Origin of the sequence: Flavobacterium humi, assembly GCF_004745595.1 — a bacterium.
Lineage (GTDB): Bacteria > Bacteroidota > Bacteroidia > Flavobacteriales > Flavobacteriaceae > Flavobacterium > Flavobacterium humi.
In genome coordinates this window covers 474,743-486,920 of the sequence record NZ_SRLH01000003.1, presented here as the reverse complement: position 1 = coordinate 486,920, position 12,178 = coordinate 474,743, and the positions used below count along the sequence as shown (strand labels likewise).

Annotated in this window: 5 protein-coding genes; 2 read left to right on the top strand and 3 right to left on the bottom strand. The window is 38.1% G+C overall.

What is annotated here, in order from left to right; genetic code table 11:
* Positions 1-87 precede the first annotated feature (87 nt).
* Complete coding sequence (locus E4635_RS07400) at positions 88-1,764, top strand: S8 family serine peptidase (RefSeq protein WP_135525992.1); 1,677 nt, start codon at positions 88-90, stop codon at positions 1,762-1,764.
* An 84-nt stretch (positions 1,765-1,848) separates the two neighbouring features.
* Positions 1,849-3,501, top strand: a complete 1,653-nt coding sequence (locus E4635_RS07395) for a S8 family serine peptidase (protein ID WP_135525991.1) — start codon at positions 1,849-1,851, stop codon at positions 3,499-3,501.
* 169 nt (positions 3,502-3,670) lie between these two features.
* On the opposite strand, the gene E4635_RS07390 is transcribed toward E4635_RS07395, so the two are convergent.
* The 3 genes from E4635_RS07390 to E4635_RS07380 form a co-directional block, all read right to left on the bottom strand.
* Positions 3,671-5,548, bottom strand: coding sequence for an OmpA family protein (locus tag E4635_RS07390; RefSeq protein WP_135525990.1), 1,878 nt, complete (start codon positions 5,546-5,548; stop codon positions 3,671-3,673).
* A gap of 18 nt (positions 5,549-5,566) precedes the next feature.
* Positions 5,567-6,487, bottom strand: a complete 921-nt coding sequence (locus tag E4635_RS07385; protein WP_135525989.1) for a PorP/SprF family type IX secretion system membrane protein — start codon at positions 6,485-6,487, stop codon at positions 5,567-5,569.
* 68 nt (positions 6,488-6,555) lie between these two features.
* Positions 6,556-12,111 (bottom strand): fibronectin type III domain-containing protein, encoded by a 5,556-nt coding sequence (locus E4635_RS07380; protein WP_135525988.1) that lies wholly within the window; start codon positions 12,109-12,111, stop codon positions 6,556-6,558.
* Between the last annotated feature and the right edge of the window lie 67 nt (positions 12,112-12,178).

The window sequence follows — 12,178 nt, the reverse complement described above, 5'->3', positions numbered from 1 at the left end:
TCAATTTTAAAATTGACAAAATTTGAGTTTTACCACTTAAAGAATTTTAATTCTATTATTTCTCTTTCTTTTAAAATACATATAAACATGAAACTTAATATATTTTTTTTGATCCCATTTCTTTTTTTCGGCATTAGCTCTGAATCTCAAATAACTGAAGAGAACGAGCTCAATAATGCTATTTCAAAAAAATGGTATAAAAAAGATTTCCTAGACGATAAAGTTTTAGGAATTTCATTAGATAAGTTTTATAAAAATCAAAAAGCAGCTAAAAATCAGAAAAAGGTAACCGTTGCCGTTATTGATAGTCAAATTGATTTAAATCAAGAAGACTTAAAAGAAGGATTCTGGGTCAATAAGAAAGAAATTCCTAACAATAATAAAGACGATGACCATAATGATTATATAGATGATGTTAACGGATGGAGTTTTATAGGTACTAAAAGCGGAGGCTATATGGTATATGAAAATTTTGAATATGTGCGCTGTATTAGAGAATGGGATGCTAAATTCAAAAATAAACTAAAATCAGACATTTCAAACAATGAAATGTCTGATTATGAAGAATACCAAAGAGCTATAAAATTTAATGAGATAAAAAATAAGTATTATAAAAATTGGCAAAAATCTTTACTTTTTGATATTGAATTATTTCCGATAGTTAAAGATACTTTAAAGCATTTTTTCCCAAAAGAAGACTATACAATCAAACAATTAGATAGTTTGTATAAGACATACAAGATTAACGATAAAACATTCAGGCAAAGAAGAGACAGCAATGATAGGGATTTAGGAGCATTAATTGATTATATGATTGGGAATCTTGAACTTAATCACAAAACAATTGATGACATAAAAGAACAAAGCATCCAACTGGATTCTGTAATTAACAGAAATCTTAATATTAGTTTTGAAGAGCGAAAGTTAATTGGAGATAATCCAAATATTCTTGAAAAAGGATACGGTAATAATAAAGTAGGTGTTACAATTACAGGAGTTACCTCAACAAAGGAACATGCCACCAAAGTTTCAGGAATTATTGCTTCAAGAAGGAATAATCAAAAAGGGATTGAAGGTTTTTCAGACAATATTAGCATCATGCCTTTACATGTTTCAGCTTCAGGGGACGAGCATGACAAAGATATCACCATGGCAATACGATATGCGGTTGACAATGGTGCTAAAGTAATTAATATGTCCATTGGTAAAGAATTTTCATTGCATAAAGATTGGGTTGATGATGCTTACAAATATGCTGAACAACATAATGTCTTATTAGTTCATGCATCAGGTAACGATGGCATGGATGTAGATGTCAATCCGTATTATCCAAGTGATTATAATTATGACAACACAGGAGAAATTTGTAATAATTTCATTAATGTGGGTTCAATAAGTAATAGAAATGGAGATTTAATTGTATCACAATTTTCAAACTATGGTAAAAAGAATGTAGATCTATTTGCTCCCGGTGAAGATATATATACTACAGCTCCTAACAATACATATGAGTTTGATTCAGGAACTTCACTAGCAGCTCCAATGGTTTCAGGCACCGCGGCCTTGATTTGGTCATACTATCCTAAACTAACAGTACAACAAGTAAAGCAAATTATTTTAGAATCAGGAACTCCGTATGATATTGATGTATTTATCCCAAAAGGAAAAGGCATGAAATTACCTTTCAAAGAATTATCTAAAACAGGAAAAATACTCAATGTATATAATGCAATGCAAATGGCAAAAATGATGAGTAAAGGATAGAAGGAATGAATCAATTTAAAATTCAGCCTTTTCTCAATATGTTGTAAGGATCCTTAGCATTCACTCAAGAGTATTTTTTAAATCATGATTAAAAAAAATCTTATAATCTTTTGCTTTCTTTGTTTTATTAATTGTTTTGGCCAGAAATTAACTCATATTAAAGCCCCTTCAATAATCTATAAAAATAGTTTGCCTACATCCGTTAGAGATTGTTGGCATAATTTAGATATCCAAAAAGACACATTAGCAGGAACAAGTTTAAACAGGGCATATAAAGAAATCATAAAAAATAAGAATGGTAAACAAATCATTGTCGCAGTCATTGATACAGACATTGATATTAACCATGAAGATTTAAAAACTGCCATATGGGTAAATAAGAAGGAAATTCCTAATAATGGGATTGATGATGACCACAACGGTTATGTTGACGATGTTAATGGCTGGAATTTTTTAGGTAATAAGAATGGAGAAAGTATTTCTTATGCCAATTCAGAACCAACAAGAATATTACGCAGGCTAAAAAAGAAGTATGATTCATTTCTTAATTTTAGGGGGAATAAAAAAGATTCACTTTTATACTTAAAAGCAATAGATATCTATAAAGAAGATTTTGCTCAAATAGATACTTTAAAAAAATATGCTTCTCTTAATCTTTCAGCATTCAGAGAAAATTCTAAAAAATTGCACCAACTTTTCGGCAAAAATAAATATACTTATTTTCAAATTGATAGTTTATATAAAAAGAATAAAAAAGCAGACCCCAAAATAGTATCCAGTATATTATCAATTAGAGATTATATCCGTTTGGGATTGACCTATGATGTATTAAAAAGAGATAGTTTAAAGATCATTGAAAAATATAAGACAACTTATAACCCCCAATATTACGACCGGGTTTTAATCGGAGATGATGAGTTAGATCTAAAAGATAATCATTATGGGAATAACAATGTGTCAAAAAACGCAAAACTGACTTATCACGGAACTATTGTAAGCGGAATTTTAGGCGCTAACAGGTCGAATAAAATTGGCATAGAAGGTTTTAGTGATCAAATTAAAATCATGCCTATACTAGCGGTTCCAACTGGAGGATATGAAAATGATAAGGATATTGCACTGGCAATAAGATATGCTGTTGATAATGGTGCGAAAGTCATTAATATGAGTTTTGGCAAGACTTTTAGTGCTAATCCTGAATGGATAAAAGAAGCCTTTTTATATGCACAACAACATGATGTATTATTAATTGCCGGTTCAGGCAATGATGCCAGCGATAATGATTCAAAGCCCTTTTATCCTATTGACTATGATGAAGATACTGGAAAAGAATTTTGTCAAAATTTTATTAAAGTTGGTGGCATTACATTTAATGGAAATAAGAAATTTTTAGCAAATTTTACTAATTACGGTAAGAGAACTGTTGATCTTTTTGCTCCAAGTTTCTTTTTAAAGACAACCGATGCAAATGTAGGATATTCCTATCGTGACGGAACTTCTATGGCAAGCCCCATTGTAGCAGGAGTTGCTGCTTTAGTCTGGTCCTATTATCCTAAACTAAGTGCCGCGCAATTGAAACAAATCATTTTAGAGTCCGGAGTATCATATAACATAAACGTCCAAGTCCCGGGAGAAAAAGAAGGTGTTTTAAGACCCTTCAAAGAATTATCCGTATCTGGGAAAGTGGTTAATGCTTATAATGCTTTGTTAATGGCTAAAGAATATAGTAAAAAATGATTCATGTTTTTATTTGATACTTACAAGCACTTATGCTCCTGTATCGTTAAAAAGACAAATCCAAAAGGTATCGCAAGCCAAACAAGGCAACTCAAAACGCTATTATCAAACAACCCAAAAATAAAAGGCCCCGTTCTTCAACGAGGCCTTTTTAATATATAGAAATGTATTATTTCTTAACGATCATAAACTCAGAACGACGGTTTTCAGCGTGTTGCTCTTCTGTACAATCAGCGCCGCAATTTACTTTAGGCTCAGATTCTCCAAAACCTTTACCGGTAATTCTTTCTTTAGCGATTCCTTTAGAAATTACATACTGAACCGTTGATTTTGCTCTACGGTCAGATAACGCCATATTGTATTTGTCGTCTCCTCGTGAATCCGTGTGGGATTTCGCAAAAATAACCATCTCCGGATATTGTACCATTACCGCTACTAACTTATCCAACTCGGCAGCACCTTGTTCGGTGATATTGCTTTTGTTGTATTCGAAATTAATATCGTTAAGAATAACTTCCGTTTCAGTAATAATAGCTTCAATAGGAGCCAAATCAGCATTTAAAGCAACTTCTCCACCTTTGGATTTGTCCATTGTAAAGACATTGCTGGAATATCCGTTCCTGTCCACATTTACGAAATACTGCTTGTTGCAATCCAATGGGAAATTAGCATTACCCATTTCGTTTGAATTTCCTTTGGCAACCACATTTTTCTTTTCATCTACCACAGAAACCACTGCGTCTGATAATGTTGCTCCGGTTTTAGCATCACGTACGGAAACAACCAGGTTCACATTACAAACCGGGATAGCCAGGTAAATGTCATCATCCCCTGCACCACCGTCACGGTTACTGGATAAGAAAGCCGTATTTTGTTCTTGGTTGAATGTAAAGCCGAAATCGTCTTTCTCACTGTTTACCGGTTTCCCAAGGTTGATAGCTTCTGCATTTGTGTTCAGGTCGTAAGCATAAACGTCAAGTCCGCCCAAACCTTTTCTTCCGTTAGAAGCGAAATACAAAGTATTGTTATCTGCGATAAAAGCGGATAATTCATTTCCTTCCGTATTCACTTTATTCCCTAAATTTTCAGGAGTCCCAAAAGAACCATCGCTGTTTATGGCAACTTTCCAAACATCGGTTTTACCCAAAGTCCCGGCCATATCGGAAATAAAATAAAGTGTTTTACCATCCTTGCTTAAAGAAGGGCTGCTGGTATTAAAGTCTTTTCCGTTGAAAGAAACCGAAGTAACATTACCCCATTTTTCTCCATCCTTAGTCGCTTTAAAAATATTCATTTTACCCATGTTCGCTTTCTTATCCTGCGTTTTAACGCCTTTCTTGTCAAAGAAGCTCTCGCGTGAAAAATAAACAGTGTTCCCATCCGCGCTTATGGTAATTGGTCCTTCATGGTATTTTGTGTTCAAATCCTCAACAGCAATAGCAAGGTTACCTGCCTGGCCGTCTTTGAAATCTGTCTTGTAAATATCAAGGAAAGGCTGGTCGTTCCACTCGTAGGTTTTACGTGCCGTATTCCTGGCAGAGGCGAAATAGATAACGTTGTCCTTCAAATAAGCACCAAAATCCGAATATTTGGAATTGAACCCTAATGAAGAAACTTCGAATAATTTTGCTTTCCCCAATAATTTAGTTAGGTAATTCGCATCATCCTGAACACTTTTAGCCCGGTTGTCATTTGGTGCCAAAGCTGCAAATTTCTGCATCATGGCATTTGCCTGGTCGTATTTCTTGTTAGCCTTCAGCATTTGTGCATAACGGAAATATGTTTCAGCATCTTGTGGTGACGTTACTGCTTTTGCGTACCATTTTTCAGATTCAACCGAATTGAATACGTTATAGTAACAGTCCCCTAATTGCTTATAAACATAAACGTCTGCTTTTCCTTTATCAGTTAATTTTAAGTATTCCTTAGCGGCATCAACATACTCATATTGCGAGAACAATTTGTCTCCAATTTTAGTGTCTTTGTTTTGAGCGTTACTTGCTGAGATGGCTAGAACAAAACTTAAAGCTATGTATATTTTTTTCATTTTGTTTTCTTTAATATTTTAGAAATAACGTGGAGAACTTGATACTTTTTTAGGGAAGTTCAAGTCGAACAACAAGATAAATTCATGTGATGAAGGTGTAGCCACTTTCAAATCCGAAACGATATGATCGTAAGCGTAACCCACTCGAATTCCATCTGAAACTTTATAGTTTACCATACCACCAAAAGAATCATCAATTCTATAAGTAGCTCCGATTTCGAATTTTTCAAAGAACAGGAAGTTAGTCGATATATCAAATGAAGTAGGAGCATTAAATGCTGATTTCACCATGAAGAACGGTTTGAACTTCGTTGATGGGGATAAATTGAAAACATATCCTCCCGTTAAGAAATAGTGTTGTACTTCAGATCCGTACTGAACGCCGTTATAATCCAAATGAGTCGCTTCGAGCATGTTTGGGATCGAAAAAGCCAAATAGTATTTATCTGTATAGTAGAACAATCCGGCCCCGACGTTTAAATCAGAGTTTGAAGTGTTTTCAGAGAAAGCGCCGTCAGTAGGTACCGGTAGTGTACTTGCGATCTGGCTGTTTAGTCCTATTTTCTGCAAAGAAACACCCGCTTTAATACCCATGGCTAACCTATGCTCACCTCCTAAATTAAGTGTATAGGAGAAATCTCCGTAAATATTGGTTTCTTCAACCGGTCCGATTTTATCTGAAATAACAGAAAGTCCCAATCCTACATTTTTCCCCACCGGAGAATGCCCAGTCGCGGTAAATGTTGTCGGTGCATCTTCAATTTCAACCCACTGCTTGCGGTACAAAAGCCCAAGCGATAGGTTTTCCTTAGATCCTGCATAAGCTGGATTGATAACATTCATATTATACATGTATTGTGTATAATGCGGATCTTGTTGAGCCTGAACATCATAAATTGCCATCAAAGCAACAACTGTTGTGAAAAATAATTTTTTCATTTGTTAGTTTTTATTTGGTTAGTAAAGCAAGTCTGCCTGTTACCGGCAGACTGCTTTCCAATTTTTAATTATCTATTAATATATATCCAACCTGACTTGGTTTCGCCGCTGGTTTGTTCAATTACATAGTAATATGTTCCGTCCGGCAAGATATTCCCTTTATCTGACTGACCTTTCCATTCGTTGGTATAGTTTGCCAAACTGTAAACTTTGGTACCATATCTGTTGAAGATACTCAATTGTCTCACACCTAAACCTCTTAAATCGAATTCGTCATTATCACCATCATTGTTAGGAGAAATACCTTTTTGAATAGTACAAAGAGGGCTTTCCACAACAAATGTTTCGCTATCAGTACATCCTTCCGGAGTTGTAGTTACCTTAACTACGAAAGTGACAGGGAAAGAAGATATATTATTAGCATTAGCATATGCAGTTACATTGAAACTAGATCCGATAGCATCACCGTCAACAATTGGTGTTGTCAGGTCGTTTCCATTATACCAGTCATATGTATATGTTCCTGTTCCTTGAGGGGTTGCAGTAATCATATAGTTGCTTCCTTGACATTCTCCTACAGTATTGATTGGAATATTCGTCGAATCTAACGTGATCTCTATTTGATGCGTTGTTGTACATCCAAGATTATTCACCGTTACGGCAAAAATACCATACGCTGTCGTGCTCAAAGTAGCAGCTGTTTCACCTGGCATCGGGTTACCGTCATGAGTCCATGAATACGTAACACCAGCAGCAAACGGAACGTTTGGAGCTACAGTAAGTACCGCTGTTTCATTAGCACACTTAACAAGGTTGGTTCCTGTTATTCCAAAGTCCGGAAGAGCATTGATTGTAAAGGTCAATGTCAACGGTGCAGTACATCCGTTCAAGTTGATTGTCACACCATAAGTACCGCTGGCGGTTGGTGTAATTTGAGAACCTGTTGCTGCAATCGGATTGCTATTTAATGTCCAGGTATACGTAGCGTCTGTTGCCACGAAGTTAACCGGGTTAACGCTAATAGTCGCTGTTTCATTACTACAGATCGTATTGTCCGCATCAGAAGAAGTAAGCGTCGCAATTGGCGTTGGCTTAACTACTAAGTTTTGAGGTACAATAGTGTTACATACCGGATATCCTACCGCTACGACTCTAATGAAAATCGTTTGAGAAGCTCCTGTATAAGGAATTGCCGGGTTGATAGCATTTAGACCTGTTAAAGCATCTGCTTCATTATAATGATATGTTATGTTATAAGTGAAGTTTGGATCTAAACCTGCAAGGATACCTGTTGTCAATGTTGACAAGTCAAAAGTAGCGATACCGTCATTTGAAGCATCATCACAAAGTGCATAATCCGGTTGGTCACCAATGATCACGTTAGGTCCTAAATTCAAGACCATTGAATCCTGTACATCATTTGGTGCGCATGTTCCGATAACGGTATACGTTCCTGATTCAGTAGCAGTATATGTTGAAGAAGTAGCTCCCACAATAACATCTGTACCTTTTTTCCAAACAAATGTTGCCAATGGGTTATTCAAGTGAGAATCTAAAACTACAGAAGAAACTCCACATAAGTTTTGATCCGGTCCTAAATCTACCTCACATACGATAGAACAGTCAGTTAATCCTGATCCAGGTACACCAAAGTTCGTCTGGTCAAATCTGATGAATCCAGGTGCTCCGTTAAAGTTAGTAATTACAATTACGTATACCTGACCGGCAACCGCGTTATTGATTGTAAATGTCTCAACCGGTGCCGCAGAATAACTACAGTCCATGATATTACCCGGTACATACGGATAGAATGTTGGGTTTGTCGTATTGTTAGGACACGCTCCTGGTGTAGGACATCCGTTACCTAAATTACCACAAGCTGCAGAATTAGATGTAAATGGCCCCCAAGCAACGAAGTCAACGTCAAGACCAGTTCCTGTTGGGTTACCAGCTGCATCAAAAGCAGTATTTTGCGTGATTTGGAAAGATAAGTTTCCTGATTGCAAAATCGTCATGAAGTAATACGTCGGGTTTGGATTGGTAAACAAACAAGCTTGCTGCCCTTCACTTGGAACTCCTGTTGTATTTGGGAAAATAAACGGATCCGTCGGGTTAGAGCATGTTGCTTCCGCAGTACTACAAGTAGAAACTGTTCCAATACAGATATTAAACGTTGTTGTTTGGTTTGTAGTAGCCGTAGCCGTATAAACCCTTACATAGTACACATTTCCGATAGTCAAACCTGAAATGATACTGTTATTGTTCAATTGACAAGCACCTTGCTGTACTAAAGCACCACATGTACCTGAATATACAACATGATTTAAATCTGTCGTAGAACCTGCAACGTTAAACAAGTTGATATAATGTTTTGTCGAAGTTGCCGTGAACTGGAACCAAACGTCATCATTTGCCGTTCCTCCACAAGCTGTTGCCGGTAACGAACCTGTCGCCCCGATAACAGAACCACTTCCAAACAAAGCACAAGATGCATCGTCATTTACAGGAACAACAATTGCCTGTGCACATTCGTTATTGGAAACCTGAGTTCCGAATGCAAACGGTCCAGCCCATCCACTTAAACCATCAGCTGCCCCACAATCCGTTCTTACGTAGAACTCATATAAGGTACCTGGTGTTAAACTTCCAGCTGCAAACGTTGTTGCTGCAGCAGGAGTTCCAGCTCCCGTAGGCGCTCCTAAAATAGCTGGTTGAACAACAATTTGCCATCCTCCTACCGGAGATCCAGGCGCTGCTGGTTGTACCCAAGTTAAGTTAGCTGTTGTTTGCGTAATTGTATTCGCTCCTAATGTAATAGGTTTAGCACAAGTTGGAGGTGTACACTGAGCCATATCTGAATATAACAATGACGGCGCAGAACCTACACCAGGTGCTTTTGTATATAAAACATCTGTAAAAGGATCGATAATTGACACTCCTACTTCTCCAGGGAAACTTCCCGGAACAGTCCAATGCAATTCAAACGGAATATCATCACAAAGAGGTACAAGGATATTTATTGGTCCTGCTCCTGTAGTGAATGTTGCTCCTAAAGTAGCTACAACAATACCATTTTGTCTTACTTCCATTCTAGCTCCGTTCCATCCGTCACCGAATGAATCCGTTAATCTGAAGGTGTAATTACACTGGTTTGCTGGTAAACAAATAGTTGTACAGAATGATTTCGGCCCTGACCATAAACTTGAATCCGTAGGAGAACATACTGCTCTTACATAGTACTCATAGCAATGTCCAGCCAACAATCCTGTTGCTGAGAAATTATTGGTAACACTAGGGAATGTAGGTGTTGATGTTGCAGTCGGAGCTGCAGATCCAGCATCAACCACATAAATATCCCAAGCTGTTGCCGTTTGTGCTTCAGTCCACGCTAAAGTAGCTGAATTCATAGAAATATTAGAAACAGTTAAAGCAGTTGGTTGAGGACATGTTGGTAACGTTGTGAAAGTAACCGGTCCTGCCCAAATACTATTGCTTGTTCCTGAACAAACAACTCTTACATAAAACTGATACGTTGTAAGCGGCAATAGCGGCCCGGCAACTTGAGCGTTTGTCGTGATATCATTATACGTAGGTACAGTAGATGCATCCGGAGCAGCTGATCCGTTTGTTACTACATATACATCCCACATAGTGGCTCCTGCTCCATTCCATGCTAAATTCGCAGTTGTAGTAGTCATACCTGTTGCTGTTAATGCCGTAGGAGGCAAACATGCCGGTGTAGAACAACTGAAAGTTGATGTATATAATAAAGAAGGCGCAGAACCAGTACCAGATGGTTTATTATATAAAGTCTGTCCGAAGTTATTGATTACAGAAACCCCAACTTCTCCAGGGAAACTTCCCGGAACAGTCCAATGCAATTCAAAAGGGAAATTCTGGCATAAAGGAACCGTAATATTTATTGGTCCTGCCCCTGCTGTAAATGTAGAACCGATAGTGGCCACTACTACTCCATTTTGTCTTACTTCCATTCGCGCTCCATTCCAACCGTCTCCGAAAGAGTCAGTCATCCTGAAAACGAAATCACATCTGTCAACCGCGTCACATATAGCGGTACTGAATGTATATGGTCCAGCCCAAGAACTGAAAACACCTCCACCACAATCAGCTCTTACCCAATATTGGTATGCTGTTGCAGGAGTCAAAGGACCTACTGTAAAGTTTGTGTTGGTAGCTGCTGGCTGACCTGCTCCTGTTGGAATACCAGATCCTGCCGGTTGTACCGCCACTTCCCAAGCTGTAGCCCCTGTAGGGTTTGTCCAAGACAAATCAGCACTGGTTGTATTGATATTCGTTGTAGGCAAACCAACTGGTGGCGTACAATTAAACTGTTGTATAACCAAAGAATACGGAATTCCGGCAGCCGGAGTCGTACTTGAAGAGATAACGATAATATACGTTTGTCCTGCAGTAACGGCCAATGGCTGGATTACCCTAGGATTCCCTGTATTGTCGGCCACACCGCCCAAACAGCTTACGCCCACATTTGCGCAACCGTTGTAAACATATAAACTTGAACTAACACCTGTTGGTGTCATTGAAATCGTAATATTTCCTGTAAAAGTTGGTGTATAAGAATAAAACACTTCTGCACCAGCCATATAATTTGTCGCACCACCGGCACAACCGGCTCCTTGAGGAGTATCTACCTCATCACCATATAAATTCGTATTGCTACTTTGACTAAAAGGCAATCCTCCAATTACTATCGGAGAACTACATATAGATCCTGCCGGAGTCGTCAAAAAGGTATACGGACCAACCCACTGGCTGTTATTTCCTCCTCCGCAAACTGCTCTTACATAATATTTGTAAGCCGTTCCAGGAGTCAATCCTCCAAAAGGCTGGTTATTTGCAATTCCTGCACCACCTGGGCTTGGATTTCCTAGTGGACTAGCGGCTGCCGGAATAACTTCCACATCAAAAGTCGTTGCTCCTCCATTGGCTGTCCATAACAATACAGCCGATGTCGGTGTTATGGTTCCAACACCCAAAGCCGTCGGATCCAAACATTGTTGCAAAACTTTCACATCATCCACGAGCCATCTGTCTCCTGTTGTTGATCCGCCTGTTTGCGTATGAACTTTAACGAAAGCAATGTAGACCTGCTGGCCTGCATAACCACTTAAACTAACTAATTTCTCCTCATACACATTGTATGTGGCATTTAAAGTTGTTTCAGTCCAGGATTGCAATGGGGTTGCATTAAATCCTGCCAAGTTACTCTGTACAGGGTCCGTTGAGATTCTTATCTCATACGTTGAACCATTATTACCAATTAATGTCTGCCTGGTAAAAAATCGTAACTGACCGTTTGCAGGCACCGTTATACGCGGTGTCACAAGCCAATCCTGTGAGGTATTCCCTGAGCCAATACCTTCACGATCCACGAATGCCGCTTTTGCACCTGAATGCACAAGGGCAGCATTTGTTGTTTCGGTCCAATTAGAACCTGTTCCTACACCGTTATCAAAAACGGCCCAGTTCCCTGGCACAGCAGCTGTAGGAGGGAAAGTGGCTCCTTCAAAGCCTTCATCTATTACCTGGGCAAAACTCAGGAAAGGTAAAAGCATCATGAAAAAACCAAAAGTAATTTTTTTCATAGTTGTAATATTTTCGGTTAACTAGTTTGATTAATCCCCAAATGTAAAAAAAATTAACAATTCTATA

What these genes read in the sequence shown, in the direction of transcription:
- E4635_RS07395 (WP_135525991.1), top strand. Translation starts at nt 1,849, where the DNA reads ATGATTAAAAAAAATCTTATAATCTTTTGCTTTCTTTGTTTTATTAAT.
- E4635_RS07400 (WP_135525992.1), top strand. Translation starts at nt 88, where the DNA reads ATGAAACTTAATATATTTTTTTTGATCCCATTTCTTTTTTTCGGCATT.
- E4635_RS07380 (WP_135525988.1), bottom strand. Translation starts at nt 12,111, where the DNA reads ATGAAAAAAATTACTTTTGGTTTTTTCATGATGCTTTTACCTTTCCTG.
- E4635_RS07390 (WP_135525990.1), bottom strand. Translation starts at nt 5,548, where the DNA reads ATGAAAAAAATATACATAGCTTTAAGTTTTGTTCTAGCCATCTCAGCA.
- E4635_RS07385 (WP_135525989.1), bottom strand. Translation starts at nt 6,487, where the DNA reads ATGAAAAAATTATTTTTCACAACAGTTGTTGCTTTGATGGCAATTTAT.